Origin of the sequence: Streptomyces sp. NPDC094034 (assembly GCF_040303865.1) — a bacterium.
Classification (GTDB): domain Bacteria; phylum Actinomycetota; class Actinomycetes; order Streptomycetales; family Streptomycetaceae; genus Streptomyces.
Genome location: NZ_JBEOUD010000057.1, coordinates 1 through 23292, shown reverse-complemented (window position 1 = coordinate 23292; position 23292 = coordinate 1). Strand labels below are relative to the sequence as shown.

Here is a 23292-nt window from a genome sequence, read left to right as displayed (position 1 = left end):
GCCCTATTCGCCCTGCACAACCCGCCCTTCCGGAGTTCCGTAGTACCAACAACACTCGGCTGGAGCTGGGGAGAGCGTGCCGGCAGCCAGATCTACCAGAGCCTGCGCCAGCTCAACAAGCGGCGCAGCGGCGATGTGTTCTGCACCGCGTAGGAAGCTGGTCGCGCTCTCCTCCAACTCGTACCAGGACGAGACTTCGTCTCGGCTCACGCCGCCGCGGTCCTCGATCCGGCGAGCCGCCTCCACAACCCAGCTCAGGAGTGCCTGTCGCTGCTCGACGGCGAAGTCGTCGAGCAGCACAGCGGACCTGCTGCCCATCATGGCCTGGGTTCGAAGATCCCGCTCCAACTCCGGCCAACACGAAGGCCGCAGATCCTCCGGCAACTGCGCACCAACTCGCGCCGCCTCAATGAAGAGAACGCCGAGCGCCACGTCATAGTACTCCAGCCGTAGATCGTGATCTTCATGGCTGCAGGGTGGTCTGGCGGCGGTAGTGGCTGAGGCGGGCGCGGGCTTGATGGCGTCGGCGCCAGGTCGACCAGCGCAGTCGGTGGGCGGTGTCGCGGACAGGCCGGACGGCCAAGGCGGTGAACAGTCGCTGGATCTCGTTGCAGGTGAGGGGGATAAGTCCGCCTGGGCTGGTCCCGTCGTCTGTCGGAGCCTGGTCGCGGCGTTCGAGGGCGGCGGTGACGGCGAGGAAGGCGTGGGCGAGCAGGGCGAGCGTGACCCACCGGTGCCAGGAGTCCCAGTGGCGCACTTGCCGCCAGGCCCTTCGAGCTCTGGAATGTCTCCTCCACGGTCCAGCGGCTTCCCGCGACTTTGACCAGCGTGGAGAGCGGCACCGGTCGGGGCGAGTAGCAGCGGTAGTAGGCCAGTTCGCCGGTGGTGCGGTTGCGGCGGATCATCAGGTGCTGGTGGCCCGTCGGATCGCCTGCGGTGATGGCGACCAGCGCCCAGTCGTACCAGCGGTGTCCCTTCGCGCCGCGTCCGGCGGACAGCTTCTGCCAGGCCCGGCGCGGGACGCGTTTGGCCAGGTGGTCGGCGCGCTGGGGACCGGCCGGGGTGAGGACACGGTGGGTGCATGAGACCGCGAGCACGTAGCCGAGCCCGCGCTTTCCCAGCGCGGCGCGCAGTTTGGGGTTGTCGCCGTAGACCTCGTCGCCGGCGGCCCAGGCGGCCGGGGCTCCGGCGTCCAGGGCGCGTTCGATCATCTGCTGGGCCAGTTGCGGCTTGGTCGCGAAGCCGACCTCGTCCGGTATGGCGGCCTGTTTGCAGCGGTCCTGGTCGCTGGTCCAGGACTTCGGCAGGTACAGGGCGCGGTCGATGCCCGCGTGACCGTGCCGGGAGGTGTAGGTGAGGTAGACGGCGACCTGGGAGTTCTCGATTCTGCCCGCGGTGCCGGTGTACTGGCGCTGGACGCCCACGGTGTGCGTGCCCTTCTTCAGATCACCGGTCTCGTCGACCACCAGCACGGCCTCGTCGTCGGCCAGGTGCTCCAGCACGAACTCGCGCAGGTCGTCACGGACCAGGTCGGCGTCCCACTTTGCCCGCCCCAGCAGGTGCTGCAGCCCGTCCGGAGTGGCGTCCCCGACGTGCTCGGCGATCGTCCAGCAGTTCTTGCGCGGCAGGTCTGCAAGCAGCCCCAGTACCAACTTCCGTGTCCGAAAACGGGGTTCGACCCGGGCAAACCGGCCCGCGATCCGGCCCATCAGGCCCTCGAACACATCCCGCCAGCCAGCAGGGACTACGCTGTGACCTGCGGCCGCCGCATGATCTTCTGTCTTCACACACCGATGATCGGCGGTGGCCACAGCCAGCTTCTCACCGGCCCTGACCAGCCAACCTCACGATCTGTGGCAGGAGTAGGCGGCGGCCGAAGGGGCGATGCAGGCGCGCCGTCCGTGTCAGGAGGACATATGCAACGTGGCGAAGTCTGGTGGGCAGATTTCGACGAGCGGAGGGCAGTCGTACTGCTCTCCGAAGAAGAGGAGTCCAGTTTCCTGGCGATGCAGGTCGTCGCTCCCGCGGGCACCGATCTCAGCGGCGTGGCCGTCGAGGTGACAGTCGGCGCCCCCGAAGGACTGCCTCTCGAAGGCGTCCTCAGAGTCGCACTTCCACGTCCCGGCCTCATCCCTTGCACATGGCTGGTCACCCTGACCAGGGAAGACCTGATCGGGCGGGCGGGCGTCCTGCCGTCCGCGAAGCTCGGCGAGATCGAGGATGCCCTTCGCCTCGGTGGACTCGAGTAGGCCAAAAACGACGGACGCCACCGGTGACGCGGCCGATCTCGTCCAGATGGTCAACGGTGGCCGCGCCCATATCAGCGGCGCCCCCCACCCACAAGATCACGAACTACGGCTGGAGTAATAGGCCCAGAACATCGCTTCACCGGCAATCACCGGCACAGTCCTGCTCAACCGCACTCCTCCTCCAGCCGATCGCTTCCAGCACTAATCATGGATCATCGGCTCGGGCGCTTGCCCCGGTCGGATCAGCCGGCGCTTTCGAGCGGCAACCAGCACATTCGCAACAGGCCCTAGCTTGATCTTCAACCTGTGCGGCGTGGGCGTGGGGCGGTTGACTTCTTCGTCGGCTGCTTCGCCGATGGTGTTTTGCGGGGTGTGTGAACGTCGCCGCAGCAGAGCGCGCAGTTGCCGGGCGGTGATGGTGGCGCAGAACAGCGGAGCCGAACGGCAGAGATCTTCACCGGGAGCGACACCATCGGGCGACCCACGATCAACCGTGGATTGACGTCGCTCGCAGCTTCGCGCGGGTTGGGAGCGAGTGGGAGCGGCCCGTGCTCCCACCCGCTCCCGAAGCGCTCCCGGAAAAGCGCCAGGGGCCATCCGAAGACGGCACCTGAGCTGCGAAAATATCCGACATCACTGTCGGGACGACAGGATTTGAACCTGCGACCCCTTGACCCCCAGCAATGCGCTCGACATCGCATTGAAGATCTGAACAGCCATACCTCGCTGTACTGCGCCGTACAGCGGGGTCAAAACATCTACCGCACGCTGCACGGCCGCCAGAGTCACCATGGCGCAAGCCGAGGACGCACGCCTCCATCGAGTGACTCGAAGCGCGGTCAAGCGATCTTGAGCACGTCGGGACGACGCCGGCCTTTACCTCCCTGCGCCCGCATACGCGCGCAGGGTCTCCAGCGCCATCGCCTCTATTTCAACGCGAAAATTGACATGCCGGAGATCACGCCACATCTTGCTGAGGGGGCGACGGACGTGCACACCCGACGAGGTTATTGAACGCGTTCGACCTTTGCCTTCGTCGTGCACCTCTACAGACCCTTCGTAAGTCAATGACCTGCGCGGATGAACCGGCACCCACAGACGCCGCAACGAGCCGTCACCCGCTGGCTGGCTGGCTGGCCGGCCTACGCTGTCGCACGGTCGAACCACGGAACCGACTCCTTCACCATGGCACTTTCCGCAACAGCGGATAAACCACCCCCGCGGACCGCAGGGCCTCGGCCGTGCAGCAGGCGAGGTGGTGTGGAGAGCCCGCACTCAGGGCGAAGCAGAGCGCGCAGTCAGCCTGCGGCCGGTCCGGGTCCGTAGTCCGCCTTGAATCCGCCCAGACCGTCCGCGAGGTGGGCCAGCCAGCCGCTCGGGGAGTACGGCCGGGGCGGGTCGACCTCCATGCCCAGCTCAGCCATCGCGAGGGCGTAGTCGGACTCTTCAAGGGCGAGGGCGAGCAGTTCGCGGAGCTCGCCCGTGAGGCGGGCAACCAACTGCGGGTCCGTGGTGGCGATGTAGTCGCGTACGGCCGCGTCGTGGTCCGGGAACTCGTCCGGCATGTCCTGCGAGAACCAACCGCCGAGAAACTGGCCGAGCTCGGGGAAGCGGGCGTGCCACTCCCAGTGGGTGCGGGAGCCGACCGGAAGCGGGACCTCGCCCTCCTCGACCGACCGCTTCAAGTGGTCCGCGATCACGAACAGCCAGCCCTGGATCGCCGATTCGGGCAGGCCGACGTCCGGCACGGGGTAAAACTCACCGAGGCTCAAGCGCAGCCGGCCCGGTGGGTTGCGGGCGTACTCACGGATCTGCTGTTCCGCCGTGGCCAGGGCCCAGGGGCGGGTGTGCCAGGTGTGGCGGAGGTAGCCCTGGAGGGCTTCGCTCGGCGCGTCCGGCTCATCGTCGGCCGACATGCCGGTGTACGCGCAGATCACCTGGTCCAACTCGCCATAGCGACGGTCGAACTCGAGCGGCTTCATGGACACGGCGCTGGACCTCTACAGGTAGATCGGGACGGTGGTGAGCACAACGAAGCCGTGCGGGCTGTTCGGCTCACGCTTGAGGACGGCACGCGCCGCGCGCACATCGACGGGCTCGCGCCCGGCGAGCATCATCGCCAGCAGCAGTACGCGTCCGACGGGCGCCTCGCGGGAGGGCCAGGCAGCCTCGATGGCGAGGCGGGCGCGGGTGCCCTGGGCGAGCCAGCGGTGGATCTTCTGCTCATTGGCGGTCACCACCTGCTGAGTGGCCCATTGGGCGGTTTCTCGGTCGGGATAGGTGGCCGAGCGGGTCCTTACGATCATGCGCAGAACTTCCTGTGGGCGGGGCGTGCTTCAGGAACCGGAATGCTCGATCCGCATGTGGTCGTCGATTCTTCGGGTGATCTCACGCAGTGCGTCGTGCGAGGCCCAGGGAATCCATCGCGTCACATTGGCGGACAGCGACGCGGGCTCCGGAAAGAGCACGAGTACCGATTGGGCATCTGCTGCCAGTCGGGAGAACGTCTCGCTGCAGAACGGATGCTCGGCTTCGACGAAAGCCGCGATCGAATCGGACAGCAAGGGGTACTCGCCGTCATAGATCCAGTTGGCGCCGAAACCGAAAAGCTCCGGGAAACGGGCTGCCGCCTCCCAGTCCGCCAGGGGGAGATCGGCGAATCCGGCATCCGGCTCCTGGTCGACCATCCTGATCAGGCCGGCCAGCGTGCGCAGGTACTCGTCCCCCGGAACACCGTCCCGCGCCTTGTCCAGCCGTTCGGTGAACGTACGCGGGAAGAATGCCGCGCCCTCCGACCGAAACAGGTCGGCCGTGTGGTCGAGCAGGGCGGCAACGGACGCGACAGGAAACAGCCAGCGCGACGTATCGGCGGCACACGCGGTGCGAACGAAGCGCCTGAACTCGCCGTCCAGGTCGAGGTCGCCCTGCGACTCCTGGGCGCGCAGAGCCGTCTCGACCACGCGTCTGACCGGTCCGTCGTTGAAGAGGGTGCCGGTGTGCGAGATCACGTCGCGATCATCTCCATAAAGAACGTCCGAGGGTTTCAGGGGGACACGGGGTATGACGTGATCACCACGAAGGGTGGGTCCATGCCCTTCCTGTACTTCAGGGCGACCTGCGCGGAGTGCACCTCGCTCGCGGTCGCCCTCATGCCGTGCGCATCATAGTCGGCGCGCTCGACGGTGCGGCCGGTAACGTCCGGGAAGGTGAGGGTCAGCGGCGGGGATATCCTGGAATTGTTCGGGTCCCAGCCGGGGTTGTTCCTTTCCCGCTGCTGCACCCGCTCGATCCACTTCTCGATCCGGTCCGCGTTGTCGATCCCTTCCTGACTCGCGAGGTCGAGCGGATAGAAATGGTCCTTCGGGTCCTCACCCGGAACCATGTATTTGTGCTCGTTCTTGAAGTCGTTCAGTGCCCTGGCGCCGAACGCCTCGGCCCGGGCCTCCTCCGCGTGGAACGTGGGCGCGCTCCGGTGCGCCTCGTCCAGCGGCCCCATCAGCGCGTCAAGCTTCGGCACCAGTGCGTGGACGCGGGAGTTGTACTTGGTGACGATCGCGTTCAGTGTTGCGGTGTCGATGTTGAGGATGATGCCTGCACCGAGCTGGGCGGCGCCCTTGGCGACCCCCTTCGCCACGCCCTTGATGAGCCCCTTGACGTCGTCCATGCCGACGCCATCCTTGAGGTTCACCTCGACCTTGGGAATGGCCTCCTCTACCGCGTCCCAGTACACGTCCCAGACCTCGCCGTTGAGGTACACGGCCGCCTCGGCGAACTGGAACAGCAGATCGCTGACCCTCTGAGCAGTGTCGAACAGCACCGTCATCACCGGATGCGTGGCGGTCTGCGAGGAGGCCGAGTCATGCTTCCACTGGTAGCCCGCGGTGCTCGTGCCCCACGCCGTCGTGCCCCACAGCGAGCTGCAGAACCGGCGCATGGCATCGTGCCATTCGCTGTTGCTCTGCTGCGTGATACTGCTGACATTGCCCGTCAGACCGCTCTCGGCCGTGGAAAGCGTCATGGTCGTTGCCATCCAGGCGTTGGACAGCGAGTTGAGGTAGTGCTGCTGCGGGAACGGGTAGACCTCGGCGACCCTGCCCATCCGGAAGGCGTGCTTCACGACCGGTCGCAGCACCTCGCGGATCGGCTCGGGCACCCATTCAAGCAGCGAACGGATCCAGCCGTCGCCGCCGTCGTCGTCACCCCACTTCAGGTTCGGTACGGAGCCGTAGTCCGGCACTTTCTCGATGACCTTCGGGAACGGCTGGGTGACCGCCTTCGTCTGGCCCGTGGCGTCGTTGGCCGCCTCGGCCTTGGCGTAGTTGTTGGCCGTGGAGGTGAAGCCGACCGCAGCGCCGCCGATGCTGACAACACTCTTCGCCCACACCTCAAGGAAGCGGTCGCCCACCTTCACGTAAGAGGTGGCGAAGGCCTGGGGAGCGATGCCGAAGCCGCCGGCGTCCGGGTACTCCCTCAGCTTGTCCAGCAGGTCCTTGGCGCCTCTGTCCATCGGCGTCTGCTGCATCGCCACGCCGCCCGAGACCCGGAACAGGTCCGACGGCTTGACGTCGATGGTGCCGTTCCGGCCCGGACCCTGCGCGCCCGGCTGCGGCCCGGAGTTCGGTCCCGCCATCAGCCGACGCCCCAACCCCGCAACACCGCCTGGTGTGCCGCCGCGTAGTTGATGTGCCCCTTGGTGACGACCTCGTGCAGCCACTTCTGCGCCGCCCGCAGGTCCTGGGCGGAGTGGTCCCACTTGTCGAGTTCGTCGACGAAGACCTCGCGGGCCTCGCCTTCCCAGGTGAGGACAATCTTCTCCGCCCGGCCGTACAGCAGGTCCAGTTGCTCGTTGAGCTTCTTGAGGATGTCCTCGAGCTCGCCGGACAGCCTCTGCAGCGTCGCGAAGTCGACCGTTATGTGTTCGTCGTCCGCCATCCATCTCCTCCGTACTTCCGTACTCAGAAATCGGCGATGCTGCTCCGCGGCGAGGCAGCGGCCGGGTTCGGCGTCGAGAGTTCGGCGGCCTCGGCCTTCACATCAGTCTCGGTCTGGATCTTCCGCAGCTGCTCCATGACGTCGAGGTCCTGCTCCGAGAACCCGTCCCTGCTCAGCCGTACGGCCTGTTCGAGGCGCTGGATGACCAGGCGGATGCGTACGGCATCCTCGGCCGCGCCCCGGTGCAGGGCCCGGTACGCCTTGGCCGCGGGCCCGCGCCAGCCCGCTTCGATGCTGTCGACGACGGCGTCCATGCGCTTGACCTGCTTGTCCAGGTGGGCCTGCATCGCGTCGAGGTCGTTGGCGAGATCGGTCAGTCGATCGCCCTTGACCCGCAATCTGTTCCGTCCGCTTTCACCGCTCACGGCATCCCCCGGTTCGTGATGGTCAACAGCGTTGCCCCCGGCGCCACTTCCGCTATACGCAATACCCTAGCAATACCGCTTCAGGGCGCGGCAGCGGCGGATCGTCCACGGACGCGGGCCCGCTCACCCCATGTGGATCGGTCGATCGTCCACCGATACGGTCGGCGTACGTGGGCCGTCCCCGCTGCACCGCGTACGCGCCCCGCACGGAAACGAAGAAGTCCCGCCCGATCTCTCGATCAGGCGGGGCTTCCCTTGTCTGTTTCGTTGTCACCGGCAGGAGAATCACAAGCATGCGTGGCGGCACATGCCTGCGATCATCGGGGCGTTCGCCGATGCCAATCTTGGCTTGGTGAGGGGAGCACTGGAGGTCGACTGGGATTCCTTGCCGCCCGATGGTCGGGGCGATCAGGGCGCTCAGCCCTCGGTCAGAGAGATCCTCCCCGCGTGTAGGCCGCCGTCGCCGCCGTCGAAGTAGGCGCTGTCGCCGGAGACGGCCAGGCTCGGGTCAGTGCCGTCGGCCAGTCGGGCGTCCCCAAGGACATGCCAGTGCGGGGGTCCAGGGTGTGCAGGGAACCGTTGATGTCGCTGAAGTGCACCGCGCCGCCGGGGAGGTTAAGCGGCGAGGCCGAGTACGTCGTGTCGTAGATCCACAGCTGTGTGCCGGAGTCAGCGTCGAACGCGTACGTGCGGCCAGGGCCCTCTTCGGTGGGGGGCTTGTTTTTGACGCTGCCGTAGACGACGCCGTCGGTGGCAAGGGGTGGGTCGGTCCACCCCGCGCCGTCGGACTGCGTCCGGTACTTCCAGCGAAGTTCGCCTCTGGTGGTGTCGGCCGCGTAAAAGGCGCCGTTCTCGGTGCCGAAGTAGACGGTGCTGCCGTCGACCGCGACCGTGGACACCCTGCCCCAGAGGTCCTCGGCGATCCTGATCCGCCACCGTGGGTCGCCGGTATCCGCGTCCAGGGCGTAGAGGCAGCTCTTGAAGTGAGGTTTCCCCGTGATCTTGGACACTCGATGGTTATGCCGCGAGAGCGTGTTGATGCCGTTGCCTGGTCTCGGCTGGGGTGAAATAGCCCGAAGGTCTTGTGTTTGCGCAGGCGGCGGCGGTTGTAGAAGGTTTCCATGAAGGTGAAGACCTCGGCGCGGGCGGTGGCCCGGTCGGGCCAGATCCGAGTGCCGATCTCCTCTTTGAGCAGAGCCCATAAACTCTCCGCGGCGGCGTTGTCGAAAAATGATCCGGTGCGCCCGCATCTTCGCCGGATTCTCAACTCTCGCATCCAGTAACGAAATTGGACTGTTGTGTATTCGCTGCCGGCGATCGCTGTGGATCACGCAGCCGGGCTGCAGGCCACCCCGGCCGTGGGCCATGTCCAGGGCGTCAACGACGAGATCAGCGCGGTGGTGGTCGGCCATGGCATAGCCGACGACCTCGCGAGTGGCCAGGTCCAGCCAGCAGGCGAAGTAGAGCCGGCCCTCGGTGGTGCGCAGGTAGGTGATGTCGCCGACGAGCTTGGTGCCGGGACGCTCGGCGTGGAAGTCGCGGCCGATGAGGTCCGGGGCCGGCGTCGCCTTCCTGTCGGGCCGGGTCAGCGAGCGGTGTCTGTGGCGGGTGACGCCGCGGATGTCGCGCTCGCGCATTACGCGGGCGATGCGCTTGCGGTTCACCCGCCGCCCCAGGCGGCGCAGTTCGGCATGGATACGTGGAACACCGTAGGTGCGGCGTGAGGCGATGTCCGGATAGAGCCTCGGAGCCGATCCGCTTCTCGGATCAGTCGTTGTACGGACTGTCCACCGCCATGACACTCAGGGCTTCCCGAGCAGTGGCCACAACCGTTTCCCACGTATGCGATCGGATCATTCCGGCATCGTTCCCAGGAGTGGCTTGAATGGCGCGATCGATCGCGTACTTGAGTTTTCCCATGACATTCGCCTCCTCTTCGCCATAGAGAATGAACCCCACTCTCCCCATGGGGTCGTCCAGCACTCCGGTATCGTCGAAAAAGTCCAACATGTGATCCAAGGCCGACCCTCCGGCAGACGTCCAGTTCACCTCCTGCCGATCCCGGTCTCCCAACTTCGCGAGCCAGTCGACCAACTGATCCCGCAGCCAGGGTGTCCGTAGCTCAGTGTCGTCAGGGGGCATTCCATGTCCTCCATGTCTGCCATGTCTGCCATGCAATCAACGGGACGTGAGCTTCGACTGGGTAGTCCTGAATCTTCGCGTTTCGCGGCAGAAGCACACCATCCAGTCCCACGATCCTGCCGCCGGAGTTGATCACGACGTGATCGACCTGCTGAGTGGCATTCGCGGAGTTCGAGTGGCCCTTGTCTATGCGGACGCTGTCCTGACCTTGGGAGCACGCCAGAGGAAGCCTGGCTTGTTCAGGTCCTTCCTGTACTTTCTCGTCATGTCGGGACCACTCCAACCGCTGGGCACCTTGCCGCTGCCATAAGGAAACCACCCCGGGCCCACTCCTCCGGACGACTTGGGCTTGCGCAAACCATTGTGAGCGAAGATCGCTGCCAGCGCCGAAGGCACCTGGTACTCGTCGCCGTTGATGTCGTAGCCGTGCTCGGCAACCTGCCTGTCGAACTGAGCTCCGAAGTCGCAGCTTGGAGTGCCCGGGTCACCGCCCCAGCAGTCGTCGTCCCAGATCCAGCCGACGTACTCGACGGCGTGGGGGACATTGCTGATAGTGCCGCAGAAAAACCTCCCACGCTGCGGACGCTGGAAGGGAAGCCCCCAGTGCAGACAGCCGTAGTCGCCGTGGTGAACCTCCTGCAGTCACCACTGTCGCCAGCCGTACCCGCTCGTGTGACCGGAATGGCTGCAGTTCGTGGCCCAGCTTCCAAACCGCAGACAGCCTGGGAGCTGGATAAGTCCTTCGGTCTTTACGAGAGCCGCTGGAGAGCCGATCGCAACTGGCGGACGTCGTCGTCGTCGCTCCAGCCCTTAAGCTGACATGTCTCAACGATGAGTCGCCCCGCTTCCAGAACACTGGACGACAGGGCCACAGGTTCCACTGTGCACGATGGGACGTCAGCCCCGTCGCCGCCAGGTTCGATCTCCACAGCGTCGCCCTTTGCCTGGATGTCGACCCAGAAGGGGCCATCGAAGAACATCACTCGAACTGGGCGACGACTATTAACATCCCTCACACCCTGCGCCAATGCAGTCAGGTATGGGACGACCATGTCGTTCCATCGCCAATGAGGAAAGTATTGCCCTTCGAACTCAAGCCAAACATTCCCCCAGATGGCGCCAGACGCAGCTTTCTCCAGTGAGGCTTCGTCTACAGATACCTGAAACATCATCCACGCCCGATCGGATACGCCGTCTCAATGGTCTGCGTCGCCTTGTTGTACCAGAATTCTATCGTCATACCCTTGCCCGTACCCCTCATGAGGTATCGATCGCCTTGCGTCTTTATCGGGCTCCCAGCGTTTCGATAAGACTGACGGACTGCACTCTCGATCTGCTTGGGAGTCATCTCGTCGTAGAACTTGTCCTTGTAGCGGACACCGCCCTTCAGTTCCACATCCCGAACGCTTTGCTTGTAGGTCTTGCCTCCAGCAGTATGCCGATCGAGTATATGCGTCAGGTCGATCTTCACCTTCCCAGGAGCGGGGAAGCTGACCGGCCTGCCCTTAAGACTCGTCGGCCTGTGGGTGAGGAGAGCGGCCGCGACACTGGGTACCTGATACGCGTCGCCGTCGATGTCATAGCCGTGCTCGGCGACCCATCGGTCGAACTGGGCGCCGTAGTCGCAGCCTGGGGTGCCCGGGCCGCCGCCCCAACAGTCGTCGTCCCAGATCCAGCCGGCGTATTCGACAGCGTGTGGAACGTTGCTGATGGCGCCGTAGAAGACCTCGCCGACACTGCGGCAGGTGCTGGACAGGAAGCCCCAGTCTTTGCATCCGTCGTCGACGTGGACAGCCTTCTGCTGCGAGGAGTTACCTCCGCCGCCCGTGGATCCGCCGTTTCCGCCTCCTCTGTGGCCACCGCCGCCACCGCCACCTGCGGTGCCTCCCGTGTACTCCGGGCACTGCGGATTGGTCAGGCTTGGGCATGCGTACACGGGCTTCACGGCTTCGCCCGGTCGGCCGTTGCCAGGGGTGCCGTCGGGGCGTGTCGGGCAGGCGAGGCCGAATTGCGGACCGCAGGCCAGGCCCATGCCGCTCGGGTCCGCCTGGGTGACCGGGTTCTGCGCGGCGTAGCTGTAGCCGTTGAGGGTCTGCGGGATGTCGACCTGCAGGAGGGGGTCGACGCTGATGAACTGGCCGAGGGCCGGATCGTATTCGCGTGCGCCGATGTGGGTGAGTCCGGTGTCTTTGTCGGTGGTCTTGCCGAGGAAGCCCTTGTCGTCCGGCCAGTTGGTGATGGCGCTGCCCCGTTCGGAGCCGAAGGGGTTCAGGTACCGCTTCGTCAGTACCTGGGTATCGGACGTGATCGCCACCGTGTTGGTGTTGTGCTGGTCACCGGTGAGGTGAGTGATCTTGTCCGTGCCCGACTGGTTGCTGCGCAGGGCGACGGTGGCGCCGGCGTGCGTGTAGTAGCGGTTGGCCCACGCCTTGTTGGCCTTGAGGTGTACCTCGGTGGCGCCGAGGTACAGGACGGTCTCCCCGTTGCTGGAGGTGTTACGGCGGATAAGCAGGTTACCGTCGGCTCCGTAGAGGTAGTCCGTGGCTCGGGCGGCGCCGCTCGGGTCCTCGGTCAGGCTCGCGAGTTTGCCTTCACTGTCCCAGTCGAGCTTTTGTGTGGTGCTGCCGTCCGGGCGCGTGGTCGTGTTGCCGTCAGCGTCGTACGCATACTGGGCGGTGATTCCGGTGCAGGTGCCGGTGGTCGTGGCGAGGAGGGTGTGGGGCTGGGTGGTGCCTGCCTTGTAGCAGTAGGTGGTGGTCGTCGAGCCACTGCTGCCGTGTGTGGTTTCGGTTGCCCGTTGGCCGGCGGTGTCGTAGGTGTAGCTCGACCAGTAGGGGGCCGCGCCACCGAGGTTGGTGACGGTACGCCTGTTGTCCGCGCAGTCGCCGTCGGTCGGCGTCCATGCCTCGGATAGGCGTTGGTAGCCGTCGTAGGTGAAGCACTGGGTGTCTGCCTTGCCGGCGCCGGCGAGGGTGGTGGTGTCGGCGATTTTGGTGACGTTCCCGGCGTCGTTGTAGGTGTAGTGCAGGTTCAGCGCGTCGTACGCGTGGGTCTGCGCGCGGACCTGTGTCTGCAGCAGGCGGCGAGTGCCGTCCTCGTAGCCGTTGGTGATGTCAACCTTGTTCGTGCCGGTCGCTTCGGAGACCCCGAGCCGGAGGGTCGAGACCTGGCCCAAGTCGGTGTAGGTGGTGTTCAGGACGATGCCCTTGCCGCCGGCGGTGAGAGTGGTGGGCAGTCCCTGGGCGGAGTAGTCGTATTCGATGGTCTCTGCCGCGAGTCCGCCGGCCGCGGGCTCGGTGCTCTGCTCCAGGGTGCCGTCGATCTTGTAGTGAGCGGTGAAGTTCAGGACATTCGAGGCGAGTGCACCGGAGGTGACCAGCGGCTCACTGGACGGAAGCGTGAGCTTCGATCCAGTGACGTTGTAGCGGCTGTCGTACTCGGTGACGGTCTGGGTGTACGCCTTACCCCCGACTCCCCCGACGTACCGGGTGGACTCGGCGGGTTGACCCTTGCCTGAGGTGACGGTGTCGTAGGTGAGGTGGGTGAGCTTGTTGGTGTCCGTCTTCTGTGCCGCGAGCACCGTGGGGCTGGTCAGGTCCGCGTTGGCCGCCGACTTCCAGGTGTCGGTGACCCGGCCGAGTACGTCGAAGGCGGAGATCACCGCCTGCCCGCTGGCGGATTTGGTCCAAGCCTCCTGGTCGAGTGTCGTGTAGCCGGTGGTCGTGGTGCCCTTGTCCGGGTCGGTCGCCGAGACCTGTCGGCCGTACAAGTCGTACGCGTACGACCAGACCGCGCCGTCCGGACCGGTGATCGTCTTCTGCTTGTCGCCCGGTGTATAGGTGAACCGGGTGCTCGCGAAGCCCACGCCCAAACCGCCCCCGTAGTCGCTGTCCGTGGGCGAGGTGCCGGCGTACTGGCGGGTCTCGACCGTGCGGTCGAGGGCATCGGTGATCGTGCGGCTGGCGGAGCCGCCGGCGGCTGCGCTGGTGGCGGTGGAGTCACCGGTGTAGGTCGTGGTGGTCTGCCACTTCTGTACGCCGCCGACCAGGAACGTCGTCGTGGTCGGGCGTCCGGCTGCGTCGTATCCGGTGCTGGTCAGGCTGGGTGCTTCACCGTACTCGGCCTGTGTGTAGGTCCCGGATGGTGCGGCGGTGTCGAAGATGTCGGCGTACGCCTCGTAGGCCAGGCCCCGGCTGTCGTAGCGGGTGTCGGTGAGGATCCGGCCGCTTGTGGCGCCGGGGGCCTGTGTCTGGAGGGTGCGCAGGAGCGAGTCGTAGATCGTGTAGGAGGTGGAGTAGGTGGTGCCGTCCGCCTTCAGGGTGCCGGTGGAGGTCCAGGAGGGGGCGGTTTTGGAGATGGAGTAGCCAAAGACGTAACTGGCGCTCTGTCCCCCGGAACGGCTGCGGTTGGGCAGCCATACCGATGTCGTGCGGCCCAGCGCGTCGTAGGCCGTTTCTGTGGTCCGGTTGTTCGGGTCGAAGGTCTTGGTGGTCTGGCCCCGTGCTGGGTCGATGTAGGCGTAGGTGCTGTAGAGCTTGGCGTCCTTGGTCTGGGTACGGGTGAGCGGACCGGTGTCGGCGGGGGTGTAGGTGACGGTCGTCGGGTTGCCGACGGGATCCGTGGTGGTGAGGGGGCGGCCGAGCGTGTCGTAGGTGATGCGGCTGACGGTCTGCCAGGACGTCGGTGCTCGCTCGCCACCGGACGCGCCGGCCGGGTAGGCCGAGGCCCGGCCGTTCCAGGCTGCCTCGCCCTTGGTGGGGGTTTGCGCTGCGGTCCACACCGTGGCGGTTGTGCTGTCGTAGACGGTGGCCGTGTCCGAGACGACGTCACCGGAGTTCGCCGCGTTCGAGGGCAGCGACAGGTCCGCTTCGGCGACAGAGCAGGCTCTGCCCACTGTGCGGGTGCGCGAGGTGAGGGAGTTGATGCCGAGGCTGTCGTTGCGCGCGTACCAGGTGCGGGTGCAGGTCTCGTCACCGGTCTGGGCGGTGTCACCTGTGTTCTCGGCCTTTATGGCCATGCCGTAGTCGTCGTAGGTGGTGGCGACGGCGGTGGAGCGCCAGGACTGGGTGGCCGTCAGGTAGGTGTGGCCGGTGGTCCTGCTGGTGCGGACGTAGTACGCCTCAGTGTCGGCGTAGGACTTGTGCTGGGTGGCAGTCTTCTTCGACCAGGGATCATTGACGGTGACCGAGATGGGGGTCGAGCCGTTGTAGGTGATCTCCTGTCGGAGGAATCCGGAGAACTGCTCGCTGTCCGTCTGGTCGGGCACGTCCAGGCCGGTGAGATCCTTGCCGGGCACGGTCGCGGTGCGACGGGCGGCCGGGTCCAGTGTGCCGTCGGCTGCCAGGAGCCGGTCCCCGTTCATGCCCTGGAGATAGAGGGAGGTCTTCTTCGACGTGCCGGAGCCGGATCCCTGGGTGACGGTGACGGTACGGTAGCCGCGCCAGATCGACCAGGTGCGTTCGTCGGCCGGGGTGAAGGGCGAGTCGTTGTAGTGCCAGGCCGGATCAGCGTAGGTGTAGTGGCTCTCCATGGTCGCGCTGTGGCCGGTGGGGTCGCTGGTGATCACATCGGTGACGCGGTACTTGTGGAACCAGTCGACGGAGGCTTCCTCGGCACCGTTGATGTGCCAGTACTGCGGGTAGCAGGATGACGCGTTCTTGTCCTCGGCTGCGGGCATGGCGCTGCCGCGTACACATTCTGGGTCCGAGAGGGTCACGTCGGTTATGGCCCCGGTCTCCGAGGTGACGGTGCGGATGCGCGGCCTGGTGAGCGGCAGGATGTCGTCCCGGTCGCCGTCGACGCGGTTGGGCCGCATGTCGTAGGTGAAGGTGACCGGGTTCAGGCTGATGGCTGTGCCGTTCTTCCCGGTGCGTTTCACGCTCTTGAGGGTCAGGGTCTGGTCGGTGGTGTCGCCGATGTCTCCACCGTCGAGGTACTCCTGGGTGAGTTCCCAGGTGTCGACGGCCGTGAACGCACTGGTGCCGGCGGACCAGACATAGGTATCGATCTGGGTCAGTCGTTTGCGCGAGAAGAACGACGGGCCGGTCGCGGGGCAGTCATCACCAGAGGCACAGATTGAGTCGAAGGGGACGTCTGGCCAGTTCGGGGCAGTGGAGTCCTTCAGCTCGGAGCAGTCAGAGGCGGTGCAGCGTTCTGAGTACGCGAACTCGGCCTTGCCGGAGGTCACGCCCGTGAACAGGGAGTCGGCGCGCTGTCCGTAGAGGATCTTGGTGAGGTAGCCGCCCCGGGTGTAGGAGGCGGTGGCGGTGCTCGCGCCATTCTTGGCGTAGGAGTTGGTTTCCTTGGTGTACCAATACGACATGGCATTGTCGTGCAGGTCCTCGACGTAGTCGAGGTTCCACCGCCACGCCTGGGTAACGGCTCGGTCCGCGAACGCGCTGCCCTGGCTGTAGCCGGGCTCACCGGAGTCGTCACCGAACACTGGAACGGTCCAGACGGAGTTGGTGCGCTGGGTGCCCGCTCCGGTCAGCTTGTCCAGGCCGAAGACGTACCGGGTGCCGTCGCCGGTGGTGACGGTCCAGTACTCACCGTTGTCGTCACCGTTGTCGGCCCCGGTTGACCGGGTCACTGTCGAAGCATCGTCGTTCTTCAGCCGCCACTTGCCCGTGGTGTCGTCCTTGACCAGCTCGGACGACTTGCCATTCAGCACCAAATTGGCGTTGTCGAACTTCCAGCACAGGTCGAACTTGTCCTTCTGCCCGTCCTCGTCGCACGAGCCGTAGGTGCGCTCGATGTAGGAGTTGGCGGAGGAGTTGAACCCTTCGCCGACCTGAGTGGACTGGTTGTTCGTCGATGCGGTCTTCCCGTCGACCGATCCGGAGTCGTAGCTCAGGGAGAGGTCGGGTGACGGGCCGGGGGCGGGCGGGGCCTGTATCGGGTGGGACCAGGTGAAGGCGCCGGACGAGCCGCCCGCCGCCCAGGTGGCTGAGGGCGAGAGCTGGGTTGCCGCGTAGGTGCCCGCACCGGACGCGGATTCTCCCGTTGTGGTCGCCATGAGGGCGAGAACGGTGGGAGCGGTGCCCGACAGAGCGACTGTTCCGGTGACGGTCTGGCCGGAGACGTCGTTGGCTGACGCCACCTCGGTGGTGGTGCGGCACTCGGGCTTCTCCGGTGTGGTCAGGGCACACTCCGGCAGCTGGACCAGGCCCAGACGTCCCGACCAGCCGCCACCGTACGCGGAGGCGAACTGGCTGTAGTCCAAGCTGATGTCCGCGCTGCCGCCTTCCTTCGTGGCTTCGGCGGACAGAAGGACTCCTCTGACCCCCGCGTCGGTTGCGGCCCGGTGGCCCAGAACCTTGACCTGCACGGTTCCCTCGGCGGGTGAGCGCGCCGCCCGGGGGGACGCAACAGCGACGGGCAACCCGCCCACCGCGGTCGGGGCGGCCTTCCCCGGGGCGGACACGGCCACCTGGCCGGTGCCGCTCTGGGGCCAGTCGGCCCTCTGCTCGGCCTTGGCGTCCTTGGCCTGGATCTCGTTCCTCTTCCGCCCGGTGGACACTGCCGCGCGTTGCTCCTTGGCGCCGAGCCCGGTCACCGTTTCGGTCGGGGTGACCTGCCGTTCCCACAGGGGCCTCATGTCGGGCGAGGGGCCCACGGCCTGAGCAACGGGCGTCAGACCGCCACCAGTCATCGCCACCGACATTGCAAGGAGCAACACATATCTGGCGTGAGCAGGCCAACGACTGCTGCGAGATATCCGTCTTCCGAACACCAACAACCCCCATCAGGATCACGGATCAACTGAGGATGAGAAAGCGGCCCGCAGGCAGACGCCGCGCCGCGCAAGCAGAGGAAGGAACAGGCGGCCGGTCCCGTGCCGGGAGCCGGCCGCCTGCCCTACCGGATCAGCCGGACACGTTGTCGTCCTGGGCGACGCCCACCAAGTCCCCGACCTGGCTGCTGTCGGCTGCGGCACCGGTCCAGATCCTGATGTCCGTAATCCGGCCCGGCAGATAGTGGCCCCATGTCTTGTTCACGAAGCCCTTGCCGCCGGCGAGTTCCCCGGCCCCGATGACCGCGGTGTACGCGGTGTCCACGCCGTTCTGGATGGAGGCGAGATACAGCCGGACCGTGCCCTCCTGGGCGTCGTGCACCCCGGTCAGGCGCACCGCGCCGTCGGCCGCCGCCTCCTCGGAGTCGACCGCGGTGAAGGAGCCGTCGCTGTTGAGGCGGCCGAAGCGCCAGAACCCCACGGGCCTGGTCAGTAGGTCGCCTGTCTCGTCGTCGATGTATTCCTCGGAGCCGGTGCGCTGGTACCACAGACCCCACGCCGACCCATCCGCCGTCCGCTGACCGAGAACCTGCGCCGTGTAGCCATTCGGCTTGGTGCCCAGGGCCTCCTGGCCCATCTCTACCTCGACGGTTGCCGTGAAGGACTCCCGGTCGTCGACGACCGGGCCCGGCGTGGTGACCGAGTCGTTGACACCGTCCAGCACGATCGCGTCGTCGACCACCGACGCCCCGCCGCTCAACTGCAGACTCCGGCCGTAGCCGCTGACCTTGTCCGCCAGGGCGGCGGTGCCCGTGCTGCCCTGCGGCTGCCAGGCCGCCACCAGTTCCACAGCCCGTGCGCTCTCGTCCGCGTTCAGAAGCTTGGCCACCTTGGCGACCTCGGCGTCCGGCAGAGCCGTCTGGAACGCGGCGACCTCGTCCACTCGGCCCTTCCAGTAATCGTTGTAGGTGCCGTTGTAGCCGCCGGCGCGGCCGATCTGGAAGTTGCCGTCCACCGCGGTCGCCCAACCCGCCTCGGGAACCGTGACCGGGTCGCCCTGGCGCTGCCCGTTCACGAAGAGGCTCAGCGTGTGCGCGTCACCGTCGTAGACACCCGCCAGGTGCGTCCAGGTCTTCAAGGTGATGCCCGGTGTCGCGTCGGCGCCCGCACCGATGTATTTGCGCGTGCCGTTCTCGTACCAGTGCATCAAGAAGACCCAGCGGCCGACACTTGGCGAGTAATACAGCGAGAATCCCTTGTTGTCACTGCCGGTCTGCGAGAGCACCGTACGGAACGCCGTGTCATCCGCCGGGTAGGCCCACGCCGACACCGTGAACGAGGACTGCGAATTCACCACAGGACCTGACGAACTCGCGTATCCGGTCTGCTGGGAGCCGGCGGTGGTGTCGTTGAGCCACAGCGAACGGCCGGCGTCACCGGTCCGGGAGAACGTCGACCACCCCGCTCCGGCCTCGTGGAGGGTCAGGTTGTGCCGGCTACCGGGTGCCGTTCCGGAGTCGGCCGCGACTGTCGCCCCGGAGCCGGGGGCTGAGTCGTCGAAGTGCCACAGACCCGACGGGCCTTCGCCCTCGGCGACGTTGAACCGGATCGCTGTGGTCTCCCCCGACTGACCGGTTCCCACATTGTCCACGGCCCGTACGTACAGGACCTGGACACCCGAAAGGGCCGGCTTGATCGAGCGGGTGAGCGAACTCGTCGCCGCCACCTTCGTCCATGCCTTGTCGGTGGCGAGCTTGTACTCGAACGCGACGATGTTGGAGTCGGCGGAGTTCTTGGTCAACGTGAACTTCCCCGCTACACCGGGACCGCCACTCGCCTCCCCGCAGCCGTCACCATCGTCCGGGCACACCGCATACACCGCTCCGGCGGGCGCGGTCACCGTCGGTGCCTTGGGTCGGGTCGAGTCGATCTCGAAGTGGCACCAGCCCTTGGTGGACACCGTGGTGTAGCCCTCCAAGTAACTGGCGCCGTTGTAGTAGGAGCGCGTCGACACCCTCATCCGGTACAGAGTGTTCTGCGCGAGGGTGACCGGCGAGTCGACCGTCACCTTCGCGTTGTCCCCCACATACCCGCTGGAGGGCCGTACCGGCTCCGTCGCCACGACTGACCAGGTCCCGTCGGAGCCCTTCCTCTGCACGTAGAAGTGAGCCCGCAGACTCGCCCCGCTCTCAGCACCGGACGCCGTCTGCACCTGGCCGCTGAACGCCGGCGTCGGATCCGAGATCCACGCCGGGTCCGACTCTCGGGTCTCACACGAGTTCGCCACCAGAGGACTGGTCGGCACTCCCGGCTTCGCGGCATAGGTGACGGCCAGCACCGCGTCGTTCCTGAACCGCTTCCACGCCGAGGCGTCGCCCTCGTCCTTGGCCTTGAGCATCAGGGTCAGACGGGAGAACTTGCCGTCCGCGAAGGACCTCACCGTCGGCGTGAGATTCTCGTAGCTCTCGTTCGGATCGTCGTTGAACTCGATCGGCGCCGCCGGAGAGTCGGGGTCGCACGCCGAGCCACGCCCGGCGGACACATTACGGTCACCCACCAGATCGATGTGGGTCGGACGCGAGGCCCACGTCGTGGAGGACGAGATGTTGCCCGTCCGGTACAACTGCACCCACCGCGGATCGCACTGGAACGCCCACGGCTCGGTCACCCGGAACGTGGCGTCCAGGACGTGCTTGCCCTTCAAGCTCGCCGGGGAGAACTCAAAGTAGAGACGCTGCATATACCCAGGGCCGCAGTAATAGCCGCCCCAGGTACCGCACTTGCCGACGCCCTGGCCCAGGTTGTCGCTGCCATTGCCCCAGCCGTACGACTCGTAGCCGTCCGACCGCAGCTGGGTGCGCTCCGCCTCGCCCCAAGACACCGAGGGGTCGATACTGAGCGGGAAGTCCGCCGCGGACGTGCCGGCCAGCATGCCGGCGTCAGGCACCACGGTCAGCGAGTCCTCGTCGACCCGTGTGGCCACCGCCTTCACCGTGTCACCGGCCCTCGGCTCGACACCCTGCTCCCCGTCACCGGCTTCCGCGGCCGGGGCGAGTGCCCGGGAGGACCCGGCCGCGGGCGGCTCGGGGCCGCCGGAGCCGGCCGAGTCCCACATCTGGGCCCTGGGAGCGCGGAACACCCAGTTGCCGTTGTCGTCGACTGCGTGGTAGCCGCCGCTGTCATTGCCTACGACGCCCAGTCCCGCTGTCTGCAGGGAGTACTCGATCTGCTGGAGCCCGGGCTGCGCGGCGGCCTGAGACGTCTTGACGATCAGCACATGCCGGAAGCCCTCGGTGGTAGCGGCGACCTTCAGATCGACGCCGTCCAGCACCTCTCGGTACAGGGCACTCGACCCGTCCAGCTCCGGCTCGGGCAAAGCACTGGGCCATCCCAGCGCGAGAGACCGGCCACCAGCCTCGATCCGCACCAGCGGATCCTGCGAACCGCCCCCGGAGAACTCCATCACCACAGCCGCCGCCTTCGGCGCCACCGTGCCGTCCGCCTGCCGCACGAGCGTCGCGTCCGGAGCCTGCCACCCCCCGTCAGCCGTCCGGACCCGGACCGGGACCGCCGACTCCTCCATGGTCATGGTGGAACCGTCGGGATTGGCGTACACGGTCGTGTCCTGCGACCGCTCGCCCACCACCTCGACCCGCTCACCCGACTCCCGCGCGGTCGCCAACGCCCGCGCGGCCTCACTCTGCTCCGACGCACCGTCCGACGCCGCGGCCACAAGCGCCCCCGGAGCAGCCTGTGCCGGCCCGGGCAGCGGACCCAGCAGCAAGGCGCCGGCGGTCAATACCGTCAGTACACCACTCGACCAACCAGGTCTTCGGTAACGCACACGCATCCAGCCCCACCCCTCACGACACGAACCGCGTCGAGCACCGAGTCCCCTTTTGAAGTCGCCACATAAAACACCGAGGTTCTTCACACGACAAGGATCTTGCAGAGGAATTGAGACACTCCAGATAGACCCGGTTTACCGCCTTCAGGTGCACTATCCGCACATTACGAGAACTACCAAAAAGGTGAATGACGCTAAAACTGTCGGTAAATTCAAATCACCTGCCGATGATTTCGGGGAGAAGGGTCGATCTCCCCCCTGGTCAGACACTGCACAAAGATCGGATCGCAACTCACCCCAGATCAAGGGACCTTGACCCGTCACGAACACCTTCGACGACACCTCACTCGCATCCACCCACTCCGATCTTCACCCTCGGGACCTCCAGGAAGCAGGATCCGGACAACCGTGAAACACCATGGCTGATTCGCGCCGATGAGTATCGCCACCGCGGTCAATCAAACCTCGACCGCTCCGACACTTAAGGAAATCTGACGGCGCCAACTCTCCCGTCCGACCGTTCTCCACAACTCATCCCAGGAGGCGGAGGTCACCAGCGCGTCGCGTCCCCCGTCGTCCGTCGCGGACCGGACGGACGACGCACTCAGCAGGACGGCCGCACGCTCCTCGGAGGTCGCGGCCGCGTCACCGAGGAGCTGATCGAGCACCAGCCGCTGGTTCCACGACGGTGACGCCTGGAGGCTGAGATAGGCCACGTCCAGCGGCCACCGTCGTGGCGAATTGTTGAGGTTGATGCCGTAGATGGTCAGCTTGCCGTGCTTCTTCGCCACGTAGGCGAGATACCGCTGCTCGAAGGCGGCGTCCTCACCACCGGGAGCGGGTTGCGGCGGATCAGTTCGTCGAGCTTGACGACGAGATTGCCGAGGCTGCCGGTCTGCTCGACCAGAGCGTGGGCGACGAACGTCGAGCGCCGCGTGAAGAAGTGCAGGATGTGCAGGCAGGCCGTGTCGAGCAGACTCTCGTAGAAGTACGTGCCGTCTGCCGACAGATGGCGTTCGGGGGAGCCACTCGCACGCCGCAGGGAACGGGCGAACTCTCAGTGGCCGAGGCGGACCGCGTCGAGGTCGGTGACCGTAATGTCGCCGAGGGCGCGCAGCGTGACTGCGAGGGCGTCGGTGACGGCCTGCTGTTCGTCGGCCGCGACGGGCCGCTCGCCGGCCCGCAGGGCCTGTCTGACGAGCCGGTCGGCCAGACGGCTGACATCGGCGTCGGTGAGGGTGCGCTTCTCGCCCCTGAAGGAAACGTACGCCGAGGTGCAGACGGGCTTGTCGACCAGTCCCGCCCCGGGGCCCTCGCCGACGAAGAGCTTCTTGACGAGCGGGCCGATGGCGGCCGAGGCCAGCCGCACGCCGATGACCGTGGGTTCCAACTCTGCCCCCTGGAATGCGATGACCCTGCGCTGCGGTCCTACGGTGCCCTGGGCGATCCGCACCGGCCCCACCCGGATGATCCGCGGCTCAGCCGAGCCGAGGGATCTCGATGGCCGGGCAGCGGTCCATCATCATGTCCAGCCCCGCGCCCCGGGTCCGCTCGTACGCCGCCTCGTCAACCACCCCGAGCTGGAACCACACCGCCTTCGCGCCCTTGGCGACCGCCTCGTCGGCGACCGCCCCGGCCAGCTCGCTGTCAGGTCCTGTGCGGGATCCTGTACGTGCTGCACACCGACATCCATTGGGAACACCTGCCCAAGGAGCTCGGCTTCGGCTCAGGCATGACCTGCTGGCGCCGGCTGCGTGACTGGAACGAGGCCGGCGTCTGGCAACGCCTCCACGAGGTGCTACTGGCCGAGCTCAACGCGGCTGCCCGGCTGGAGTGGTCCCGTTGCGTGGTCGGCTCTTCGCACGTCAGGGCCTTAGAAGCCATCTCATTTGGCTGGTTCGGTAGCCTGTCTGTGTGGGAATCGTTGAGCGGCTGGTGCCGGACGAACTGTGGGAGTTGTTCCAG

Annotated in this window: 13 protein-coding genes and 4 pseudogenes; 2 read left to right on the top strand and 15 right to left on the bottom strand. The window is 66.4% G+C overall.

All coding sequences use genetic code 11. From position 1 onward, the window contains the following. Positions 1-3: 3 nt before the first annotated feature. Positions 4-432 carry a hypothetical protein gene (locus ABTZ59_RS33240; protein ID WP_351422757.1) on the bottom strand — a complete coding sequence of 143 codons (429 nt, stop codon included), beginning with the start codon at positions 430-432 and terminating at the stop codon, positions 4-6. Between the two features lie 253 nt (positions 433-685). Further along, a pseudogene (locus ABTZ59_RS33235) lies at positions 686-1709 on the bottom strand (IS701 family transposase); the annotation flags it as partial. Between the two features lie 207 nt (positions 1710-1916). Between ABTZ59_RS33235 and ABTZ59_RS33230 the strand changes: the two are divergent. Further along, on the top strand, positions 1917-2249 hold the full coding sequence (locus tag ABTZ59_RS33230; protein ID WP_351422754.1) for a type II toxin-antitoxin system PemK/MazF family toxin: 333 nt from the start codon (positions 1917-1919) through the stop codon (positions 2247-2249). 1298 nt (positions 2250-3547) lie between these two features. Here ABTZ59_RS33230 and ABTZ59_RS33225 read toward each other — a convergent pair. The 13 genes and pseudogenes from ABTZ59_RS33225 to ABTZ59_RS33160 all read right to left on the bottom strand — a co-directional run. Then, positions 3548-4237 (bottom strand): contact-dependent growth inhibition system immunity protein, encoded by a 690-nt coding sequence (locus ABTZ59_RS33225; protein ID WP_351422749.1) that lies wholly within the window; start codon positions 4235-4237, stop codon positions 3548-3550. Between the two features lie 12 nt (positions 4238-4249). Further along, positions 4250-4555, bottom strand: a complete 306-nt coding sequence (locus tag ABTZ59_RS33220) for an RNase A-like domain-containing protein (RefSeq protein ID WP_351422745.1) — start codon at positions 4553-4555, stop codon at positions 4250-4252. 30 nt (positions 4556-4585) lie between these two features. Continuing rightward, entirely contained in the window at positions 4586-5257 is a 672-nt protein-coding gene (locus ABTZ59_RS33215) for a hypothetical protein (protein ID WP_351422740.1), read from the bottom strand. Positions 5258-5292: 35 nt separating this feature from the next. Continuing rightward, positions 5293-6879 carry an RNase A-like domain-containing protein gene (locus tag ABTZ59_RS33210; RefSeq protein WP_351422735.1) on the bottom strand — a complete coding sequence of 529 codons (1587 nt, stop codon included), beginning with the start codon at positions 6877-6879 and terminating at the stop codon, positions 5293-5295. Further along, positions 6879-7181, bottom strand: coding sequence for a WXG100 family type VII secretion target (locus tag ABTZ59_RS33205; RefSeq protein ID WP_351422731.1), 303 nt, complete (start codon positions 7179-7181; stop codon positions 6879-6881). The genes ABTZ59_RS33210 and ABTZ59_RS33205 overlap by 1 nt, the downstream gene beginning before the upstream one ends. Positions 7182-7204: 23 nt before the next feature. After that, entirely contained in the window at positions 7205-7606 is a 402-nt protein-coding gene (locus ABTZ59_RS33200) for a WXG100 family type VII secretion target (RefSeq protein WP_351422728.1), read from the bottom strand. 428 nt (positions 7607-8034) lie between these two features. Beyond that, the gene (locus ABTZ59_RS37465) at positions 8035-9408 is read right to left on the bottom strand and encodes an outer membrane protein assembly factor BamB family protein (protein WP_503003804.1); all 1374 of its coding nucleotides are present in this window, start codon (positions 9406-9408) and stop codon (positions 8035-8037) included. Further along, complete coding sequence (locus ABTZ59_RS33185; protein WP_351422725.1) at positions 9374-9748, bottom strand: SCO4402 family protein; 375 nt, start codon at positions 9746-9748, stop codon at positions 9374-9376. The genes ABTZ59_RS37465 and ABTZ59_RS33185 overlap by 35 nt, the downstream gene beginning before the upstream one ends. Positions 9749-10916: 1168 nt before the next feature. After that, a complete protein-coding gene (locus tag ABTZ59_RS33180; protein WP_351422722.1) occupies positions 10917-17345 on the bottom strand; it encodes an RHS repeat-associated core domain-containing protein in 6429 nt (2142 codons plus the stop codon). A 268-nt stretch (positions 17346-17613) separates the two neighbouring features. Continuing rightward, a complete protein-coding gene (locus ABTZ59_RS33175) occupies positions 17614-21279 on the bottom strand; it encodes a LamG-like jellyroll fold domain-containing protein (protein WP_351422715.1) in 3666 nt (1221 codons plus the stop codon). 506 nt (positions 21280-21785) lie between these two features. Beyond that, on the bottom strand, positions 21786-22118 hold the full coding sequence (locus tag ABTZ59_RS33170) for a hypothetical protein (protein WP_351422708.1): 333 nt from the start codon (positions 22116-22118) through the stop codon (positions 21786-21788). After that, positions 22094-22696 (bottom strand): annotated as a pseudogene (locus tag ABTZ59_RS37460) (NACHT N-terminal Helical domain 1-containing protein). The gene ABTZ59_RS33170 and the pseudogene ABTZ59_RS37460 overlap by 25 nt, the downstream one beginning before the upstream one ends. A 109-nt stretch (positions 22697-22805) precedes the next feature. Then, positions 22806-22976 (bottom strand): annotated as a pseudogene (locus ABTZ59_RS33160) (CoA-binding protein); the annotation flags it as partial. On the opposite strand from ABTZ59_RS33160, the pseudogene ABTZ59_RS33155 reads away from it, so the two are divergent. Next, a pseudogene (locus tag ABTZ59_RS33155) lies at positions 22919-23209 on the top strand (transposase); the annotation flags it as partial. The pseudogenes ABTZ59_RS33160 and ABTZ59_RS33155 sit on opposite strands and share 58 nt — an antisense overlap. Between the last annotated feature and the right edge of the window lie 83 nt (positions 23210-23292).

Bases quoted from the DNA above. Each gene is read 5' to 3' on its own strand.
- ABTZ59_RS33230 (WP_351422754.1), top strand. From the start codon at position 1,917: ATGCAACGTGGCGAAGTCTGGTGGGCAGATTTCGACGAGCGGAGGGCA.
- ABTZ59_RS33220 (WP_351422745.1), bottom strand. From the start codon at position 4,555: ATGATCGTAAGGACCCGCTCGGCCACCTATCCCGACCGAGAAACCGCC.
- ABTZ59_RS33210 (WP_351422735.1), bottom strand. From the start codon at position 6,879: ATGGCGGGACCGAACTCCGGGCCGCAGCCGGGCGCGCAGGGTCCGGGC.
- ABTZ59_RS33205 (WP_351422731.1), bottom strand. From the start codon at position 7,181: ATGGCGGACGACGAACACATAACGGTCGACTTCGCGACGCTGCAGAGG.
- ABTZ59_RS33185 (WP_351422725.1), bottom strand. From the start codon at position 9,748: ATGCCCCCTGACGACACTGAGCTACGGACACCCTGGCTGCGGGATCAG.
- ABTZ59_RS33180 (WP_351422722.1), bottom strand. From the start codon at position 17,345: ATGAGGCCCCTGTGGGAACGGCAGGTCACCCCGACCGAAACGGTGACC.